The organism is Streptomyces tropicalis, from assembly GCF_029269835.1.
Taxonomy (GTDB): Bacteria; Actinomycetota; Actinomycetes; order Streptomycetales; family Streptomycetaceae; genus Streptomyces; species Streptomyces tropicalis.
In genome coordinates this window covers 61,967-79,782 of record NZ_JARJBB010000001.1, presented here as the reverse complement: position 1 = coordinate 79,782, position 17,816 = coordinate 61,967, and the positions used below count along the sequence as shown (strand labels likewise).

General features: G+C 71.8%; 14 protein-coding genes. 13 read left to right on the top strand and 1 reads right to left on the bottom strand.

The window, feature by feature from the left end; all coding sequences use genetic code 11:
* Positions 1–4: 4 nt before the first annotated feature.
* The 12 genes from P3H78_RS00355 (at position 5) to P3H78_RS00300 (ending at position 12,606) form a co-directional block, all read left to right on the top strand.
* The gene (locus P3H78_RS00355) at positions 5–1,420 is read left to right on the top strand and encodes a UDP-N-acetylmuramoyl-tripeptide--D-alanyl-D-alanine ligase (protein ID WP_276106654.1); all 1,416 of its coding nucleotides are present in this window, start codon (positions 5–7) and stop codon (positions 1,418–1,420) included.
* Positions 1,420–2,490: a phospho-N-acetylmuramoyl-pentapeptide-transferase gene (gene mraY / locus P3H78_RS00350; protein ID WP_276107305.1), complete on the top strand. Its 1,071-nt coding sequence runs from the start codon at positions 1,420–1,422 to the stop codon at positions 2,488–2,490. The genes P3H78_RS00355 and mraY overlap by 1 nt, the downstream gene beginning before the upstream one ends.
* Positions 2,472–3,890, top strand: coding sequence for a UDP-N-acetylmuramoyl-L-alanine--D-glutamate ligase (gene murD, locus P3H78_RS00345; protein ID WP_276106653.1), 1,419 nt, complete (start codon positions 2,472–2,474; stop codon positions 3,888–3,890). The genes mraY and murD overlap by 19 nt, the downstream gene beginning before the upstream one ends.
* A 72-nt stretch (positions 3,891–3,962) precedes the next feature.
* Entirely contained in the window at positions 3,963–5,396 is a 1,434-nt protein-coding gene (gene ftsW / locus P3H78_RS00340; protein ID WP_276106652.1) for a putative lipid II flippase FtsW, read from the top strand.
* A 6-nt stretch (positions 5,397–5,402) separates the two neighbouring features.
* Positions 5,403–6,491 carry an undecaprenyldiphospho-muramoylpentapeptide beta-N-acetylglucosaminyltransferase gene (gene murG / locus P3H78_RS00335; RefSeq protein WP_276106651.1) on the top strand — a complete coding sequence of 363 codons (1,089 nt, stop codon included), beginning with the start codon at positions 5,403–5,405 and terminating at the stop codon, positions 6,489–6,491.
* Between the two features lie 26 nt (positions 6,492–6,517).
* Positions 6,518–7,312 (top strand): cell division protein FtsQ/DivIB, encoded by a 795-nt coding sequence (locus P3H78_RS00330; protein WP_276106650.1) that lies wholly within the window; start codon positions 6,518–6,520, stop codon positions 7,310–7,312.
* A gap of 288 nt (positions 7,313–7,600) precedes the next feature.
* A complete protein-coding gene (ftsZ, locus tag P3H78_RS00325) occupies positions 7,601–8,809 on the top strand; it encodes a cell division protein FtsZ (protein ID WP_276106649.1) in 1,209 nt (402 codons plus the stop codon).
* Positions 8,806–9,534 carry a peptidoglycan editing factor PgeF gene (gene pgeF / locus P3H78_RS00320; protein ID WP_276106648.1) on the top strand — a complete coding sequence of 243 codons (729 nt, stop codon included), beginning with the start codon at positions 8,806–8,808 and terminating at the stop codon, positions 9,532–9,534. Before ftsZ ends, pgeF begins: the two co-directional genes overlap by 4 nt.
* Positions 9,535–9,540: 6 nt before the next feature.
* Positions 9,541–10,260 carry a YggS family pyridoxal phosphate-dependent enzyme gene (locus P3H78_RS00315; protein WP_276106647.1) on the top strand — a complete coding sequence of 240 codons (720 nt, stop codon included), beginning with the start codon at positions 9,541–9,543 and terminating at the stop codon, positions 10,258–10,260.
* Between the two features lie 130 nt (positions 10,261–10,390).
* Positions 10,391–11,032, top strand: a complete 642-nt coding sequence (locus P3H78_RS00310; protein ID WP_276106646.1) for a cell division protein SepF — start codon at positions 10,391–10,393, stop codon at positions 11,030–11,032.
* A 51-nt stretch (positions 11,033–11,083) separates the two neighbouring features.
* Complete coding sequence (locus tag P3H78_RS00305) at positions 11,084–11,368, top strand: YggT family protein (protein WP_276106645.1); 285 nt, start codon at positions 11,084–11,086, stop codon at positions 11,366–11,368.
* A 53-nt stretch (positions 11,369–11,421) separates the two neighbouring features.
* A complete protein-coding gene (locus tag P3H78_RS00300) occupies positions 11,422–12,606 on the top strand; it encodes a DivIVA domain-containing protein (protein WP_276106644.1) in 1,185 nt (394 codons plus the stop codon).
* 190 nt (positions 12,607–12,796) lie between these two features.
* Here the strand turns inward: P3H78_RS00300 and ileS are convergent, their stop codons facing one another.
* Positions 12,797–15,940 (bottom strand): isoleucine--tRNA ligase, encoded by a 3,144-nt coding sequence (gene ileS, locus P3H78_RS00295; protein WP_276106643.1) that lies wholly within the window; start codon positions 15,938–15,940, stop codon positions 12,797–12,799.
* A 600-nt stretch (positions 15,941–16,540) separates the two neighbouring features.
* On the opposite strand from ileS, the gene P3H78_RS00290 reads away from it, so the two are divergent.
* The gene (locus P3H78_RS00290; RefSeq protein ID WP_276106642.1) at positions 16,541–17,671 is read left to right on the top strand and encodes a TraR/DksA family transcriptional regulator; all 1,131 of its coding nucleotides are present in this window, start codon (positions 16,541–16,543) and stop codon (positions 17,669–17,671) included.
* Positions 17,672–17,816: the final 145 nt, after the last annotated feature.

Below are 17,816 nucleotides of genomic sequence, written 5' to 3'. Positions count from 1 at the left end.
ACTTGTGATCGCCCTCTCCCTCGCCGAGATCGCAGAAGTCGTCGGCGGGCAGACGCACGACATACCGGATCCGTCCGTCGAAGTGACCGGACCCGTCGTCCGGGACTCCCGGGAGGTCTGCGCCGGCAGCCTCTTCGTCGCCTTCGTCGGTGAGCGGGCGGACGGCCACGACTACGCACGGGAGGTCGTCGGGGCGGGCGCGGCCGCCGTCCTGGCGTCGCGCCCCGTCGGCGTGCCCGCGATCGTCGTGGACGACGTCCAGCGCGCCCTCGGCGCCCTCGCCCGCCATGTGGTGCGACGGCTCGGCGCGACCCTGGTCGCCCTCACCGGGTCCGCCGGCAAGACCAGTACCAAGGACCTGATCGCCCAGGTGCTCCGGCACCGGGCGCCCACCGTGTTCACCCCGGGCTCCCTCAACAACGAGATCGGGCTGCCGCTCACCGCGCTCAGCGCCACCGAGGAGACCCGGTTCCTCGTCCTGGAGATGGGCGCCCGCGGCATCGGGCACATCCGCTACCTCACCGAGCTGACCCCGCCGCGGATCGGGCTGGTGCTCAACGTGGGCAGCGCCCACATCGGCGAGTTCGGCGGCCGCGAGCAGATCGCCCAGGCGAAGGGCGAGTTGGTCGAGGCGCTCCCCGCGGCCGAGGAGGGCGGCGTGGCCGTCCTCAACGCCGACGACCCCTTGGTCCGGGCCATGTCCTCCCGTACGAAGGCGAAGGTGATCCTTTTCGGAGAGTCCGGCGAAGCGGACGTTCGCGCCGAGAACGTGCGACTCACGGACACCGGACAGCCCGCATTCAGGCTTCTCACACCCTCCGGTGCATGCGATGTGACCATGCGCCTGTACGGTGAGCACCACGTGTCGAACGCGCTCGCCGCGGCCGCCGTCGCCCATGAGCTGGGCATGTCCGCGGAAGAGATCGCCACCGCGCTCTCCGAGGCGGGCTCCCTCTCCCGGTGGCGCATGGAGGTCACCGAGCGCCCGGACGGCGTGACCATCGTCAACGACGCCTACAACGCCAACCCCGAGTCCATGCGGGCCGCTCTGCGCGCGCTCGCCGCCATGGGCCAGGGGCGCCGCACGTGGGCGGTGCTCGGCAGGATGGCCGAGCTCGGGGACGAGGCGCTCGCCGAGCACGACGCGGTCGGACGGCTCGCCGTCCGGCTCAACGTCAGCAAGCTCGTCGCGGTCGGGGACAGGGAAGCGTCCTGGCTGCAACTGGGCGCATATAACGAGGGTTCGTGGGGTGAGGAGTCGGTGCACGTGTCCGACGCACAGGCGGCGATCGACCTGTTGCGCAGCGAGCTGCGCCCGGGAGACGTCGTCCTCGTGAAGGCGTCCCGTTCGGTCGGTCTGGAGAGCGTGGCCCAGGCGCTCCTCGAGACCGGTGCCGAGGGTGAGGTCGCCGCCCGATGATGAAGCAGATCCTGTTCGCAGGTGTCATTGGCCTCTTCCTGACGCTGGTCGGCACCCCGCTGCTGATCAAGCTCCTCGCCCGCAAGGGCTACGGCCAGTACATCCGCGACGACGGCCCGCGCGAGCACGCCAGCAAGCGCGGTACGCCGACCATGGGCGGCATCGCCTTCATCCTGGCGACGGTCGCCGCGTACTTCCTGTCCAAGGTGATCACCGGCTACGCCCCGACCTACTCGGGTCTGCTGGTGCTGGGCCTGATGGTCGGCATGGGCCTGGTCGGCTTCCTGGACGACTACATCAAGATCGTCAAGCGCCGCTCGCTGGGTCTGCGCGCCAAGGCGAAGATGGCCGGCCAGCTGATCGTCGGCATCGGCTTCGCCGTGCTCGCGCTGCAGTTCGCCGACAACCGCGGCAACACCCCCGCCTCCACCAAGCTGTCGTTCATCACCGACTTCGGCTGGACCATCGGCCCGGTGCTGTTCGTGGTGTGGGCGCTGTTCATGATCCTCGCGATGTCGAACGGCGTGAACCTCACCGACGGCCTCGACGGCCTGGCCACCGGCGCCTCCGTGCTGGTCTTCGGCGCCTACACCTTCATCGGGGTCTGGCAGTTCCAGGAGTCCTGCGCCAACGCCATGACCCTGACCAACCCCAACGCCTGCTACGAGGTGCGCGACCCGCTCGACCTCGCGGTGGTCTCCTCCGCGCTGATGGGCGCCTGCCTCGGCTTCCTGTGGTGGAACACCTCGCCCGCCAAGATCTTCATGGGCGACACCGGCTCGCTCGCGCTCGGCGGCGTCCTCGCGGGCCTGGCGATCTGCTCCCGCACCGAGCTGCTGCTCGCACTGCTCGGCGGCCTCTTCGTGCTGATCACCATGTCGGTGGTCATCCAGGTCGGCTCCTTCCGCCTGACCGGCAAGCGGGTCTTCCGGATGGCGCCACTCCAGCATCACTTCGAACTCAAGGGCTGGTCCGAGGTACTCGTCGTGGTCCGCTTCTGGATCATCCAGGGCATCTGCGTGATCGTCGGACTGGGTCTCTTCTACGCGGGATGGGCAGCGGACAAGTGACCGACTGGCAGGGGAAGAACGTCACCGTCGCCGGACTCGGCGTCTCCGGTGTCCCGGCGGCCCGGGTGCTGCACGGCCTCGGCGCGCACGTCACCGTCGTCAACGACGGCGACGACGACCGGGCCCGGGCCCAGGCCGCCGAGCTGGAGGCTCTCGGGGTCACCGTGCGCCTCGGTGACGGGGCGACCCTGCCGGAGGGCACCGAGCTGATCGTCACCGCGCCCGGCTGGCAGCCGGACAAGCCGCTGTTCGCGGCCGCCGAACGGGCCGGCGTCCCGGTCTGGGGCGACGTCGAGCTGGCCTGGCGGCTGCGCGGACCCGACGCGGCCCCCTGGCTGGCCGTCACGGGCACCAACGGCAAGACCACCACCGTGCAGATGCTCGCCTCCATCCTCACGGCGGCGGGCCTGCGCACGGCCGCCGTCGGCAACATCGGCGTCTCGCTGCTGGAGGCGGTGCTCGGCGACGAGCCGTACGACGTGCTCGCCGTGGAGCTCTCCAGCTACCAGCTGCACTGGGCCCCTTCGGTGCGCGCCCACTCCGCCGTCGTGCTGAACCTGGCCCCCGACCATCTCGACTGGCACGGCTCCATGGAGGCCTACGCGGCCGACAAGGGCCGTGTCTACGAGGGCAATCGGGTCGCCTGCGTCTACAACGCGGCCGACAAGGCCACCGAGGACCTGGTGCGCGCGGCGGACGTCGAGGAGGGCTGCCGGGCGATCGGCTTCACCCTGGGCACGCCCGGGCCCTCCCAACTCGGCGTCGTGGACGGCATCCTGGTCGACCGGGCCTTCGTGGAGAACCGGCAGAAGAACGCCCAGGAGCTCGCCGAGGTCTCCGACGTCGTCCCGCCGGCCCCGCACAACATCGCCAACGCCCTGGCCGCCGCGGCCCTCGCGCGCGCCTTCGGCGTCCCCCCGCAGGCCGTGCGGGACGGGCTGCGGGCCTTCACCCCGGACGCCCACCGCATCGCCCATGTCGCGGACGTCGACGGCGTCGCCTACGTGGACGACTCCAAGGCCACCAACACCCACGCCGCGCAGGCGTCGTTGGCGGCATATGAGTCGATCGTATGGATTGCGGGCGGTCTGGCGAAGGGTGCCGCCTTCGACGAGCTGGTCGCCTCCTCGGCGCGGCGGCTGCGCGGCGTCGTGCTGATGGGCGCCGACCGTGCGCTGATCCGCGAAGCCCTGGCGCGACACGCCCCGGAAGTACCCGTGGTCGACCTCGACCGGACCGACACTGGGGCGATGCTCCAGGCCGTCCAGGAGGCGAAGCGGCTCGCCGGACCAGGCGACACGGTGCTGCTGGCCCCCGCCTGCGCCTCCATGGACATGTTCGCCAACTACAACAGGCGCGGTGACGCGTTCGCCCAGGCGGTGCGCGAACTCGGTGCCTGACCCGGCCGCCCGCCGGGCGACTTCGGGAGGGACGCGTGGGACCGTCGAGGCCGACGTACAGGGGAGGTGCCGATGCCCGGTAGCCGCACCGGCCGGATGCCGCCCGTCCAGCGGGCCCAGGGACGCCCCGCGGCGGTCCACCCGCAGGGCGCCCCGTCCGTCGGGCGCTTCCTCGCCCGCGCCCGCAAGGCCTGGGACCGGCCGCTGACCGCGTACTACCTGATCCTCGGCGGCAGCCTGCTGATCACGGTGCTGGGCCTGGTGATGGTCTACTCGGCCTCCCAGGTCACGGCGCTGCAGATGGCGCTGCCCGGCTCCTACTTCTTCCGCAAGCAGCTGCTGGCGGCGGTGATCGGCGCCGGGCTGATGTTCGTCGCGTCCCGCATGCCCGTACGGCTGCACCGTGCGCTGGCGTACCCGATCCTCGCGGGCGCGGTGTTCCTGATGGCGCTGGTGCAGGTGCCGGGGATAGGGATGTCGGTCAACGGCAACCAGAACTGGATCTCGCTCGGCGGCTCCTTCCAGATCCAGCCCAGCGAGGTCGGCAAGCTGGCGCTGGTGCTCTGGGGCGCCGACCTGATCGCGCGCAAGCAGGAGCGGAGGCTGCTCGCGCAGTGGAAGCACATGCTGGTCCCGCTGGTACCGGTGGCCTTCCTGCTGCTCGGCCTGATCATGCTCGGCGGCGACATGGGCACCGCGATCATCCTCACCGCGATCCTCTTCGGCCTGCTGTGGCTGGCCGGCGCCCCCACCCGCCTCTTCGTGGGCGTGCTGTCGGTCGCCGCCGCGATCGGGGCGCTCCTGATCAAGACCAGCCCGAACCGGATGGACCGCCTCGCCTGCATCGGCGCCACCGACCTCGGGCCGGGCGGCACCTGCTGGCAGGCGGTGCACGGCATCTACGCCCTCGCCTCCGGCGGTATCTTCGGATCCGGGCTCGGTGCCAGTGTGGAAAAATGGGGCCAACTCCCCGAAGCCCACACCGACTTCATCTTCGCCGTCACCGGCGAGGAGCTGGGCCTCGCGGGAACGCTGTCGGTGCTCGCCCTGTTCGCGGCTCTAGGCTATGCGGGTATCCGCGTGGCCGGACGCACGGAGGACCCCTTCGTGAGGTACGCCGCGGGAGGTGTGACCACCTGGATCACCGCGCAGGCGGTGATCAACATCGGTGCGGTGCTCGGCCTGCTGCCGATCGCCGGCGTCCCGCTCCCGCTGTTCTCCTACGGAGGTTCCGCCCTGCTGCCGGCCATGTTCGCCGTCGGACTGCTGATCGCCTTCGCGCGGGACGAGCCCGCCGCGCGGGCGGCGCTTGCGATGCGGCAACCTCGCTTTGGTAGAAAGCGGGCGGGAGGCTCCGCGGCCGAACGGAAGTCCGGACGGAACCCCGGCCGGACGTCCGCACGGACGCCCGAGCGGGGGTCCGACCGGGAATCCGGCCGCGGACCTGGGAGATGGAACACGATGCGACGACGTGCCGCGGCGGCACGCTCGTCCGGAGAGCGGTGAATTTCGGTGCATGTCGTACTCGCCGGCGGAGGTACCGCGGGCCACATCGAGCCCGCGCTCGCCCTCGCGGACGCCCTGCGCAGGCAGGACCCGGCCATGGGGATCACGGCCCTGGGCACGGAGCGCGGCCTGGAGACCCGGCTCGTCCCGGAGCGCGGCTACGAGCTCGCGCTGATCCCGGCCGTGCCGCTGCCGCGCAAGCCCACCCCCGAGCTGATCACCGTCCCGGGCCGGCTGCGCGGCACGATCAAGGCGACCGAGCAGATCCTGGAGCGGACCAAGGCGGACGCCGTGGTCGGCTTCGGCGGCTACGTGGCGCTGCCGGCCTACCTGGCCGCCAAACGGCTCGGCGTGCCGATCGTCATCCACGAGGCGAACGCCCGCCCCGGCCTGGCCAACAAGATCGGCTCCCGGTACGCGGCCCAGGTCGCGGTGTCGACGCCGGACAGCAAGCTGCGCGGCGCCCGCTACATCGGCATCCCGCTGCGCCGCACCGTCGCCACCCTGGACCGGGCCGCGGTGCGTCCCGAGGCGCGCGCCGCCTTCGGGCTCGACCCCAACCTGCCGACGCTGCTGGTCTCCGGCGGCTCCCAGGGCGCCCGCCGCCTCAACGAGGTCGTGCAGCAGGTCGCGCCCTACCTCCAGCAGGCGGGCATCCAGATCCTGCACGCCGTCGGCCCGAAGAACGAACTGCCGCAGGTGCATCAAATGCCGGGGATGCCCCCGTACATCCCGGTAAGTTATCTGGACCGGATGGACCTCGCCTACGCCGCGGCCGACATGATGCTCTGCCGCGCCGGCGCGATGACCGTCGCCGAACTCTCCGCCGTCGGGCTCCCGGCCGCCTACGTCCCGCTGCCCATCGGCAACGGCGAACAGCGGCTGAACGCCCAGCCGGTGGTCAAGGCCGGCGGGGGAATGCTGGTGGACGACGCGGAACTCACCCCGGAATGGGTGCAGCAGAACGTGCTGCCCGTGCTCGCCGACCCGCACCGGCTGTACCAGATGTCCCGTGCCGCCGGGGAGTTCGGCCGCCGGGACGCCGACGACCTGCTCGTCGGCATGGTGTACGAGGCGATCGCCTCGCGCCGCTAGGCCGTCTGCACGAAAGGGCTGAGAGCGTGGCCGGACCGACGACCGCCGAGCGCGGTGACCGCCAGCAGGAGTCGTCCGGCCCGCCCGTGCTCCGCCGGCTGCGGCGCCCGGGCCTGCGGACGACCGCGCTCCTGGGCCTGGGCGTGCTGCTCCTGGGCGCGGGTGTCCTCTGGCTGCTCTACGGCTCGTCGTGGACGCGTGTGGAGCACGTGTCCGTCACCGGCACCCGGGTCCTGACGCCCGCACAGGTGCGGTCGGCCGCGGCGGTACCGGCCGGCGTCCCCCTGGTCTCCGTGGACACCGACGCCGTCGAGGCGCGGCTGCGCAGGGAACTGCCCCGTATCGACTCGGTGGACGTGGTGCGCGCCTGGCCGCACGGCATCGGACTGAAGGTCGTGGAGCGCACGCCGGTCCTGGTGGAGGCGAAGGGCGGGAAGTTCGTCGAAGTGGACGACGGCGGTGTCCGGTTCGCCACGGTCGACCGGGCGCCGCACGGCGCCCCCGTGCTCGAACTCGCCCTGTCCGACGAGGGCTCCGCGACCGCGAGCGTACGGCGCTTCGGCGAGAACCGGCTGGTGCGTGCGGCGGTCGAGGTGGCCGGCCGCGTCCCCGGCGCCGTCGCCCGCGAGACCCGCGTGCTCAAGGTCCGTACCTACGACGACATCTCGCTGGAGCTGACCGGCGGTCGTGACGTCGCGTGGGGCAGCGCGGAGGGAAGCACGGCGAAGGCGCGCGCGCTCGCCGCCCTGATGAAAGCCGCCCCGCACGCCCGCCACTTCGACGTCTCCGTGCCCACCGCACCCGCGTCATCGGCGAGTTGACGCACATCAGCGCAGGCCAGCACCCTGGTTGGGCACTGCTATGGCTGATCACATAGGGTGAAAAGAAAAACGGGAGGTTCGGCGTGTTCGTTGAACGGGCGCCACTTGTCGACTTAGTGTCCTGTTCCGAAGACTTCAAGGAACAGACACACTGGTAACCCTAAACTTCAGGGTTAGGGTTCGGGTCGGCGTTCGGACCGTCCCATTCGGCATCAGTCGTTCGGATTGCGGCACGCGGAGGCGTCCCGGAGACCGGCGACACGTAACTCGAGGCGAGAGGCCTTCGACGTGGCAGCACCGCAGAACTACCTCGCAGTCATCAAAGTCATCGGTGTCGGCGGCGGTGGTGTCAATGCCATCAACCGGATGATCGAGGTCGGTCTCAAGGGCGTCGAGTTCATCGCCATCAACACCGACGCGCAGGCGCTGTTGATGAGCGACGCCGACGTCAAGCTCGACGTCGGCCGCGAACTGACCCGCGGACTCGGCGCCGGAGCCAACCCGGCCGTCGGCCGCAAGGCCGCCGAGGACCACCGCGAGGAGATCGAGGAGGTCCTCAAGGGGGCCGACATGGTCTTCGTGACGGCCGGCGAGGGCGGTGGCACCGGCACGGGCGGCGCGCCCGTCGTGGCCAACATCGCGCGCTCGCTCGGCGCCCTCACCATCGGCGTGGTCACCCGCCCGTTCACCTTCGAGGGGCGGCGCCGGGCCAACCAGGCCGAGGACGGCATCGCCGAGCTCCGCGAAGAGGTCGACACCCTCATCGTCATCCCCAACGACCGGCTGCTGTCCATCTCGGACCGTCAGGTCAGCGTGCTCGACGCGTTCAAGTCCGCGGACCAGGTGCTGCTGTCCGGTGTGCAGGGCATCACCGACCTGATCACCACCCCGGGCCTGATCAACCTCGACTTCGCCGACGTCAAGTCGGTCATGTCGGAGGCCGGTTCCGCGCTCATGGGCATCGGCTCCGCCCGCGGCGACGACCGCGCCGTGGCCGCGGCCGAGATGGCGATCTCCTCGCCGCTGCTGGAGGCGTCCATCGACGGGGCGCGCGGTGTCCTGCTCTCCATCTCCGGCGGCTCCGACCTGGGCCTGTTCGAGATCAACGAGGCGGCCCAGCTGGTGAGCGAGGCGGCCCACCCCGAGGCCAACATCATCTTCGGCGCCGTCATCGACGACGCCCTCGGCGACGAGGTCCGGGTCACCGTGATCGCGGCCGGCTTCGACGGCGGCCAGCCCCCGGCCCGGCGCGACAACGTTCTCGGCTCGTCCTCCGCCAAGCGCGAGGAGCAGGCCCCGGCCCGGCCGCCGCAGCAGCAGACCGAGAGCCGGCCGACGTTCGGCTCGCTCGGCAGCGTGACGCCGAAGGAGGACCCGGAGCCGGCCGCCCCCGAGCCGGCCGCCGACCTCACGCCCGTCCACCCGCCGGTCCCGCCGTCGCGGAGCTACGCGGACAGCGCGGCCGAGGAGCTGGACGTGCCGGACTTCCTCAAGTGATAGGACGGCGCGACACCGTGAACGGCGCGCACTTCGGCTTCACCGACCGGTGGGGCGGGGTGAGCGCCGTTCCGTACGAGGAGCTCAACCTCGGCGGGGCGGTCGGCGACGACCCCGCCGCCGTGCGCACCAACCGGGAGCGGGCGGCGCGCTCGCTCGGGCTCGACCCGGCCCGGGTGGTCTGGATGAACCAGGTGCACGGGGCCGACGTCGCGGTGGTGGACGGCCCCTGGCAGGACCGGCCCGTGCCCGAGGTCGACGCCGTCGTCACCACCACGCGCGGGCTCGCCCTCGCGGTGCTCACCGCGGACTGCACCCCGGTGCTGCTGGCCGACCCCGTCGCCGGGGTCGCGGCCGCGGCCCACGCCGGGCGTCCCGGTCTGGTCGCCGGGGTCGTCCCCGCGGCCGTACGTGCGATGGTCGAACTCGGCGCCGAGCCGGGCCGGATCGTCGCCCGCACCGGGCCCGCCGTGTGCGGCCGGTGCTACGAGGTGCCGGAGGCGATGCGCGCCGAGGTGGCCTCCGTCGAACCGGCGGCGCACTCCGAGACGAGCTGGGGCACCCCGGCCGTCGACGTGAGCGCCGGAGTGCACGCGCAGCTGGAGCGCCTCGGAGTGCGCGACCGGGAGCAGTCGCCGGTGTGCACGCTGGAGTCGCCCGACCACTTCTCGTACCGCCGCGACCGCACCACGGGGCGGCTCGCAGGCTATGTCTGGCTGGACTGATGGAGCATGACGGACCGTAAGGGCGAAATCGCCGCAAACCTGGCGAGAGTGGAGCAGCGCATCGCCGCCGCGTGCGCGGCCGCGGGCCGCCCGCGCGAGGACGTGACCCTGATCGTGGTCACCAAGACCTACCCGGCGTCGGATGTGCGGATCCTGTCGGAACTCGGTGTGCGGCACGTCGCCGAGAACCGCGACCAGGAGGCCGCCCCGAAAGCCGCGGAATGTGTGGATCTGCCCCTCGTTTGGCATTTTGTCGGTCAACTCCAGACCAACAAGGTGCGATCCGTGGCCGGGTACGCCGACGTCGTCCAGTCGGTCGACCGGGTCCGGCTCGTGACCGCGCTGTCGAAGGAGGCCGTCCGGACGGGGCGCGAGCTCGGCTGCCTCCTCCAGGTCGCGCTCGACGCGGGGGAGAGCGGTCGCGGGGAGCGCGGCGGTGTGGCGCCCGGCGGGGTGGAGGAGTTGGCCGGCGCGGTCGCGGCCGCCCCGGGGCTCCGGCTCGACGGCCTGATGACGGTCGCCCCGCTCACCGGGGAGTACGCCGGCCGTCAACCTGCCGCCTTCGCGCGACTGGTGGATTTGTCGACCGACCTGCGCCGGGCCCATCCGGCTGCAACCATGGTCTCGGCAGGGATGAGTGCGGACCTCGAGGAGGCCGTGGCCGCCGGGGCGACACATGTGCGCGTCGGCACCGCGGTACTCGGAGTCCGCCCCGGCCTCGGGTAACGTCGCCAGGAAGTCGGACCACAGCAGAAAATATGGTCAATACCGTCGCAGGCGGTGGCAACGACCACGTGGATCGCGGGACTTGACGGTCAGCGTCAGTCGATCCACCACAGAGCGGAGGACTCGGAGCATGGCCGGCGCGATGCGCAAGATGGCGGTCTACCTCGGCCTCGTGGAGGACGATGGGTACGACGGCCGGGGATTCGACCCCGATGACGACTTCGAACCCGAGCTCGACCCGGAGCCGGAGCGGGACCGCAGGCGGCATGAGCCGTCGCACCCGCCCCACGGGGCACATCAGCCCCAAAGGGACGAACCGGTACGGGCGGTGCAGCCTCCGGCGCCGCGCGACCCCATCTCGCACGCCGCTTCGCTCCCGGCGGAATCGGGCCGTCCGGCGCGCATCGCGCCCGTGTCATCCATCACACAAGAACGCCAGAGCCTGGAGAAGAACGCGCCGGTGATCATGCCCAAGGTCGTGTCGGAACGTGAGCCGTACCGGATCACCACGCTTCACCCCCGGACCTACAACGAGGCCCGTACCATCGGGGAACACTTCCGTGAGGGCACTCCGGTGATCATGAATCTGACGGAGATGGACGACACGGACGCGAAGCGACTTGTCGACTTTGCGGCCGGTTTGGTGTTTGGTCTTCACGGCAGCATCGAACGGGTGACGCAGAAGGTGTTCCTGTTGTCGCCTGCTAACGTCGATGTCACGGCGGAGGACAAGGCCCGTATCGCAGAGGGCGGGTTCTTCAACCAGAGCTGAAACGCATCACCGGTACACCGCAGGGAAACAGGGGAGAGGGAAGCACGGGTCATGAGCGTGTTCCTGGACGTGATCTACATCGCGTTGATGTGCTTCCTGATCGTGCTCATCTTCCGGTTGGTCATGGACTACGTCTTCCAGTTCGCCCGTTCGTGGCAACCCGGCAAGGCGATGGTGGTCATTCTGGAGGCCACCTACACTGTCACCGATCCACCGCTCAAGCTTTTGCGGCGGTTCATCCCGCCGCTGCGTCTCGGAGGCGTGGCGCTCGACCTGTCCTTCTTCGTGTTGATGATCATCGTCTACATCCTGATCTCGATCGTGAGTCGGCTGTGAGCGATGTGAACTACCGTCTTGCCGAACGCCGACGACTACGTTGAGGTGAAGAGATGCCGTTGACCCCCGAGGACGTGCGGAACAAGCAGTTCACGACCGTCCGCCTCCGAGAAGGCTATGACGAGGACGAGGTCGATGCCTTCCTCGACGAGGTCGAAGCCGAGCTGACCCGCTTGCTCCGCGAGAACGAGGACCTGCGCGCCAAGCTGGCCGCTGCCACGCGCGCTGCTGCCCAGAACCAGCAGAACATGCGCAAGCCTCCGGAGCAGCAGGACCAGCCGCAGCAGGGCATGCCGCCGCAGCAGGGGATGCCGCCGCAGCAGGGCATGCCGCCGCAGCAGCAGGGCATGCGAGGTCCGGGCGCTCCGGTGCCCGCCGGCATATCGGGCCCGCCGCAGCAGCAGATGGGCGGCCCCATGGGTGGTCCGCCCCAGCTGCCGAGCGGTGCTCCGCAGTTGCCCGCCGGTCCCGGCGGTCAGGGCCCGCAGGGTCCCGGTCCGATGGGTCCCGGTCCCATGGGCCAGGGTCCGATGGGCCAGGGCCCGATGCAGGGCCAGATGGGTCCGGGTCCGATGGGTCCCGGCCCGATGGGTCCCGGCCCGATGGGCGGCCCCGGCCCGATGGGTCAGGGTCCCGGTGGCGACAGCGCCGCGCGCGTCCTGTCGCTGGCCCAGCAGACCGCAGACCAGGCGATCGCCGAGGCGCGTTCCGAGGCCAACAAGATCGTCGGCGAGGCTCGCAGCCGCGCCGAGGGTCTGGAGCGCGACGCGCGCGCCAAGGCCGACGCGCTGGAGCGGGACGCGCAGGAGAAGCACCGCGTCGCGATGGGCTCCCTGGAGTCCGCCCGCGCCACGCTGGAGCGCAAGGTCGAGGACCTGCGCGGCTTCGAGCGCGAGTACCGCACGCGTCTGAAGTCGTACCTGGAGTCGCAGCTGCGTCAGCTGGAGACCCAGTCCGACGACTCGCTGGCCCCGCCGCGCACCCCGGCTGCCGCGTCCCTGCCGCCGTCCCCGGCGCCCTCGATGGCTCCGGCCGGCGCGAGCGCCCCGTCGTACGGCGGCGGCAACCAGGGCATGGGCGGTCCGTCCGGTCCGGCGGCCCCGTCCTACGGCGGCCAGCAGCAGATGTCGCCGGCGATGACCCAGCCGATGGCGCCGGTGCGTCCGCAGGGTCCGTCGCCCATGGGTCAGGCGCCCTCGCCGATGCGCGGGTTCCTGATCGACGAGGACGACAACTGACAGTGATGAGTACGTCGTAGACGTCGGCAGCGTTCAGGGCGGGGCCCCGGATCTCGGATCCGGGGCCCCGCCCTTTTTACGCGCGTTGATGCGCACGGCGACGCCCCGCCCCGCCGTGCGGCACGGGGGCGGGCAGCACGAAGGCCCGGGACCCGACCGCAGTCGGCGCCCCGGGCCTTCACTCGTTCCGTTACGCCCTGCGCAGGCGGAAGGTCAGGGAGAGCCCCTCGTCGGTGAAGGGCTCGCCGTAGCCGGCGTCCGCCTCGCCCTCGGCGAAGTCGGTGGCTAGGACCTCCTCGGAGATCAGCTCGGTGTGCTCGCCCAGGGCGGCGGTCACGGCCGGGTCCGTGGACGTCCAGCGCAGCGCGATGCGGTCCGCGACGTCCAGGCCGCTGTTCTTGCGGGCCTCCTGGATCAGCCGGATCGCGTCCCGGGCCAGGCCGGCCCGGCGCAGCTCCTCGGTGATCTCCAGGTCGAGGGCGACGGTGGCGCCCGCGTCGGAGGCCACCGACCAGCCCTCGCGGGGGGTCTCGGTGATGATGACCTCGTCGGGGGCGAGGGAGACGGTCTCGCCGTCGACCTCCACCGACGCGGTGCCCTCGCGCAGGGCCAGGGACAGCGCGGCGGCGTCGGCGCCCGCGACGGCCTTGGCGACGTCCTGGACCCGCTTGCCGAACCGCTTGCCCAGGGCGCGGAAGTTGGCCTTGGCGGTGGTGTCCACGAGGGAACCGCCGACCTCGCTGAGCGAGGCCAGCGAGGCCACGTTCAGCTCCTCCGTGATCTGTGCGTGCAGCTCCGTGTCGAGGGAGCCGAAGCCGGAGGCGGCGACCAGGGCCCGGGACAGCGGCTGGCGGGTCTTCACCCCGGACTCGGCGCGGGTGGCCCGGCCCAGCTCCACCAGCCGGCGCACCAGCACCATCTGCCGCGACAGGTCCGGGTCGATCGCGGACAGGTCCGCCTCGGGCCAGGTGGCCAGGTGCACCGACTCGGGGGCGTCCGGGGTGACCGGGACGACCAGGTCCTGCCAGACCCGCTCGGTCAGGAACGGGGTGATCGGCGCCATCAGGCGGGTCACCGTCTCCAGGACCTCGTGCAGCGTGCGCAGGGCCGCCTTGTCGCCCTGCCAGAAGCGGCGGCGGGAGCGGCGGACGTACCAGTTCGACAGGTCGTCGACGAACGCGGACAGCAGCTTGCCGGCGCGCTGGGTGTCGTAGGACTCCAGCGCCTGCGTCACCTGGTCGGTGAGGGCGTGCAGTTCGCTCAGCAGCCAGCGGTCCAGCACCGGACGCGCGGCCGGCGCCGGGTCGGCCTCGGAGGGCGCCCAGCCGGAGGTGCGGGCGTACAGGGCCTGGAAGGCGACCGTGTTCCAGTAGGTCAGCAGCGTCTTGCGGACGACCTCCTGGATCGTGCCGTGGCCGACCCGTCGGGCCGCCCAGGGCGAACCGCCGGCCGCCATGAACCAGCGCACCGCGTCGGCGCCGTGGGTGTCCATGAGGGGGATCGGCTGGAGGATGTTGCCCAGGTGCTTGGACATCTTGCGGCCGTCCTCGGCGAGGATGTGGCCGAGGCAGACCACGTTCTCGTAGGAGGACTTGTCGAAGACGAGGGTGCCGACCGCCATCAGCGTGTAGAACCAGCCGCGGGTCTGGTCGATGGCCTCGCTGATGAACTGCGCAGGGTAGCGGGACTCGAAGAGTTCCTTGTTCTTGTACGGGTAGCCCCACTGCGCGAACGGCATCGAACCCGAGTCGTACCAGGCGTCGATGACCTCGGGCACGCGGGTGGCGGTGCTGCCGCAGCCGTCGTGGCGGCAGGCGAAGGTGATCTCGTCGATGTAGGGGCGGTGCGGGTCCAGCTCCGACTGGTCGGTGCCGGTCAGCCCGGTCAGTTCCGCGCGCGAGCCGACGCAGGTGAGGTGGCCCTCCTCGCAGCGCCAGATCGGCAGCGGGGTGCCCCAGTAGCGGTTGCGGGACAGCGCCCAGTCGATGTTGTTGGTGAGCCAGTCGCCGAAGCGGCCGTGCTTGACCGTATCCGGGAACCAGTTCGTCCGCTCGTTCTCCTCCAGCAGGCGGTCCTTGACCGCCGTGGTGCGGATGTACCAGGACGGCTGCGCGTAGTACAGCAGCGCGGTGTGGCAGCGCCAGCAGTGCGGGTAGCTGTGCTCGTAGGGCAGGTGCCGGAAGAGCAGGCCGCGGTTCTTCAGGTCCTCGGTGAGCTGCTCGTCCGCCTTCTTGAAGAAGACGCCGCCGACCAGCGGGACGTCCTCGGCGAAGGTGCCGTCCGGGAGGACCGGGTTGACCACGGGCAGGCCGTAGGAGCGGCAGACCCTCAGGTCGTCCTCGCCGAAGGCGGGGGACTGGTGGACCAGGCCCGTGCCGTCCTCGGTGGTGACGTAGTCGGCGTTGACGACGAAGTGCGCCGGGGCGTCCTCCGGGAAGGGCACGAGGTCGAAGGGGCGCTGGTACGTCCAGCGCTCCATCTCGGCGCCGGTGAAGGTCTCGCCGGTGGGCTCCCAGCCCTCGTCGAGGGCCTTGGCGAGCAGCGGCTCGGCGACGACGACCTGCTCCTCGCCGTCGGTCGCGACCACGTAGGTGACGCCCGGGTGCGCGGCGACCGCGGTGTTGGAGACCAGCGTCCACGGGGTGGTCGTCCACACCAGCAGCGAGGCGCGGCCGGCCAGCGGACCCGAGGTGAGCGGGAAGCGGACGTAGACGGAGGGGTCGACGACGGTCTCGTAGCCCTGGGCCAGCTCGTGGTCGGACAGGCCGGTGCCGCAGCGCGGGCACCAGGGGGCGACCCGGTGGTCCTGGACCAGCAGGCCCTTGTCGAAGATCTGCCGCAGCGACCACCACACCGACTCTACGTACTCCGGGTCCATCGTCCGGTAGGCGTCGTCGAGGTCCACCCAGTAGCCCATCCGGGTGGTGAGCTCCGCGAAGGCGTCGGTGTGCCGGGTCACGGACTCGCGGCACCGGGCGTTGAACTCGGCGATGCCGTACGCCTCGATGTCCTGCTTGCCGGTGAAGCCCAGTTCCTTCTCCACCGCCAGCTCCACCGGGAGGCCGTGGCAGTCCCAGCCGGCCTTGCGGGCCACGTGGTAGCCGCGCATGGTGCGGAAGCGGGGGAACACGTCCTTGAAGACGCGGGCCTCGATGTGGTGGGCGCCCGGCATGCCGTTCGCGGTGGGCGGGCCTTCGTAGAACACCCACTCGGGGCGGCCCTCGGACTGCTCCAGGCTCTTGGCAAAGATCTTCTGCTCGCGCCAGAAGTCGAGCACTGCGTGCTCGAGCGCGGGCAGGTCGACCTGGGCGGGCACCTGGCGGTACTGCGTCATCAGATCTTCCTCCGGCGGACGTGCTGCCTTCCGTCGGAGGGACGAGAGCCTTTCAGCTGTCCACGCCGTGTGCGGCGCGCTCCCGCGGTACCACCCTCCTTGGCCCTCCGGCACCCCTGGCGCCGGTGAGCCCCCTCATTGGGGTCGCGATGCCGGGTCTACCGGCCCCTGATCCTGCACCGGGGCGTTCTTCCGGCGGCTCCGGGGTGATCTTCACGTCGCGCTCGCCCCCGGGCTTCCACCGTCCCCGGGTCGCTCTGGGCTGCGTACGCCGCTACTCGTCCCCATCCATGCCGTTCGCTCCGCCCAGTGTACGGCGCTCCCGGGGCGCCGGTGGACCGGTTTTCCCCGGTGCGGCCGCGGGGGCGGGGCGCGGGCGTGCGGTGACCCGATTGGCGCGGCGCGCCCGTCCGGACCGCGGGGCCGTGCGCCGGCCGGATTACCCGGCGGGGAGCTGGGCACAACGCAGGCAGGCCGGCCCGGCGGTGCCCGGGAGGCGGGCGGATCGGGCGGCGTGCCCCGTTGCCGCGGGACCCGAGTCGATTTATCGTCCCAGCACGATTCGCGTGCAAGATCACAATATGTGAAGGGGCCGCGGCCATGGTGGCGAAGAAGACCGCCGAGCAGTCGGCGTCCGGAAGGTCCCCGGATGCCTCCGGCCCGCACGCGACGGACGGGAGCGGGAGGACGCGGGCGCACGGGACCGGCGCGGCGGAGCACGCGGCGGCGGCCGGGAAGGACCCGGCGGACGAGGCGGCCGCGGCCCGCAGGACGGCGACCGCGAAGGCAGAGGCGAGGAAGAGCGCGGGAAGGGCGGCGGCGAAGAAGACCGCGAAGAGGACGGCGGCGGAGGCGGCGGCCGGCCCCGCCCCGGAGAGGACGGCGAAGAAGGCGGCGGCCGGGAAGGCCGCGGCGAGGAAGACCGTGGCGAAGAAGGCCGCGGCCGGGAGGACCGCGGCGAAGAGCACCGCGGTCCGGGAGACGGCGGCGAAGAAGGCGTCGGCACACAGGGCCGCGCCCGGGACGGCGGTGGAGGCGGTCGTGGCGGAGAGGACGGTCGCCGGGAAGGCGGCCCCGGAGAAGGCGACGGCGAAGAGGACCGCGACCGGGAAGGCGGTCGCGAAGAAGGCGGTGGCGGCGAAGGCCGCGGGGAGGACCACGAAGAAGGCGGCGGCCGGGAAGGCCGCGGCCGGGCAGGGCACGGCGAAGCAGGCGGGCGCGGCACGGGCCGCGGACGAGACGGGAGCCACGACAGTGGTTGCGAAGAAGACTCCGGCCATGGCCACGGCGGCCGACAACGCCGTCCCCCCGGCACGGGCCGTCGCGGCGGAGCCCGGCGACCTCGCGGTACGCCCGGGCGAGGAGCCCTGGACCCCGGAGGAGGTGGCCGAGGCCCGCGCGGAGCTCCAGTCGGAGATGGAGCGGCTGCGCTCGGAGATCAGCTCCTCGGAGGCGTCCCTGGCGGGCATGATGCGCGACTCGGGCGACGGCGCCGGCGACGACGAGGCCGACACCGGCACCAAGAACATCGCCCGCGAGCACGAGATGGCGCTCACCGCCAACGCCCGCGAGATGCTCATCCAGAGCGAGCGCGCCCTGGACCGGCTGGACGCGGGCACGTACGGCCTGTGCGAGAACTGCGGCAAGCCCATCGGCAAGGCCCGGATGCAGGCCTTCCCGCGGGCCACGCTGTGCGTGGAGTGCAAGCAGAAGCAGGAACGCCGGTACTGACCCGGGCGGGCGGCGGCAGCGGGCGCGCCGGCCGGGCGCGCGCCGCCCCGGCCGGGCGCGCGCCGCCCCGGCCGGCCGGGTCCCCACGGGCCGCCTGAGCACGTGGGGCCGGCCGGGCGTGCCGTACGCTCGTCCTCAGTCAGGC

Bases quoted from the DNA above. Each gene is read 5' to 3' on its own strand.
- P3H78_RS00305 (WP_276106645.1), top strand. From the start codon at position 11,084: ATGAGCGTGTTCCTGGACGTGATCTACATCGCGTTGATGTGCTTCCTG.
- P3H78_RS00290 (WP_276106642.1), top strand. From the start codon at position 16,541: ATGGTGGCGAAGAAGACCGCCGAGCAGTCGGCGTCCGGAAGGTCCCCG.
- murD (WP_276106653.1), top strand. From the start codon at position 2,472: ATGGGCAGCGGACAAGTGACCGACTGGCAGGGGAAGAACGTCACCGTC.
- mraY (WP_276107305.1), top strand. From the start codon at position 1,420: ATGAAGCAGATCCTGTTCGCAGGTGTCATTGGCCTCTTCCTGACGCTG.
- ileS (WP_276106643.1), bottom strand. From the start codon at position 15,940: ATGACGCAGTACCGCCAGGTGCCCGCCCAGGTCGACCTGCCCGCGCTC.
- P3H78_RS00315 (WP_276106647.1), top strand. From the start codon at position 9,541: ATGACGGACCGTAAGGGCGAAATCGCCGCAAACCTGGCGAGAGTGGAG.
- ftsW (WP_276106652.1), top strand. From the start codon at position 3,963: ATGCCCGGTAGCCGCACCGGCCGGATGCCGCCCGTCCAGCGGGCCCAG.
- P3H78_RS00300 (WP_276106644.1), top strand. From the start codon at position 11,422: ATGCCGTTGACCCCCGAGGACGTGCGGAACAAGCAGTTCACGACCGTC.
- P3H78_RS00310 (WP_276106646.1), top strand. From the start codon at position 10,391: ATGGCCGGCGCGATGCGCAAGATGGCGGTCTACCTCGGCCTCGTGGAG.